The 698-nt window shown below is 57.9% G+C and carries 1 protein-coding gene; it reads right to left on the reverse strand.

The genetic code is table 11. From position 1 onward, the window contains the following. Positions 1-61: 61 nt before the first annotated feature. On the reverse strand, positions 62-493 hold the full coding sequence (locus NW835_RS00290; RefSeq protein WP_414334246.1) for a (2Fe-2S) ferredoxin domain-containing protein: 432 nt from the start codon (positions 491-493) through the stop codon (positions 62-64). Between the last annotated feature and the right edge of the window lie 205 nt (positions 494-698).

A 698-nucleotide genomic window follows, 5' to 3' on the forward strand; every position in this document is an offset into this window, starting at 1 on the left:
CCCCCCCCTGCTTCCAGTGATAAGGCTGATTTGCAACAGGCGACGGCAGAGTACGTGCAGGCTATCCACGCTCTCTTGGATCAGGGGCGCTGAGGGTATCTTGGGCTACCAGATACTCGGCCACCGGGATCCCGCCCAGGATATGCTCTTGCAGCACCCGCTCTATCACCGGGGGCGTGGCCGAGTGGTACCAAAACCCACCGGGATACACCAGCAACACCGGGCCGGGAACGCCATAGTCACACCCGCGCAGGCAGTTGGCCTTGGTGCGGTGTACTCTCAGGGAGCTGCCGCCTTGGATTTCCAGGTTCAATTCCCTGATCCGCGATCTCAAATAGTCCCAGGCTTCCAATCCGACGGCTTTTTCACAGCACTTGGGCTTGGTCTGGTCGGCGCAGAGAAAGAGATGCCAATGGTAAGACGGAAGCGGAGCCGGCTGAGGTTCTGAAGATGCGGTTGCCGGCGTGGGAACGGGAGCGGAAAGCTGGGTCATAGAGGAGCCCTCTAGCCTACTGCTACTAGATAATCGCTAGATAATTATATGAGAATATGAGTGGCTAAAGAAGATTCCGGGCATCCCGACAAACCCTCTGACCCTTAGGGAATGGGGTAGAGATCTGGGGCTGGGCTGTCCTAGCCTGGATAATACAGATCCCTCACCTGTCCAGCAATGGTGAACGACGCTCCCCAACAGCGGC

The organism is Synechococcus sp. OH2 (assembly GCF_047462155.1).
GTDB lineage: Bacteria > Cyanobacteriota > Cyanobacteriia > Thermostichales > Thermostichaceae > Thermostichus.

Bases quoted from the DNA above. Each gene is read 5' to 3' on its own strand.
- NW835_RS00290 (WP_414334246.1), bottom strand. From the start codon at position 493: ATGACCCAGCTTTCCGCTCCCGTTCCCACGCCGGCAACCGCATCTTCA.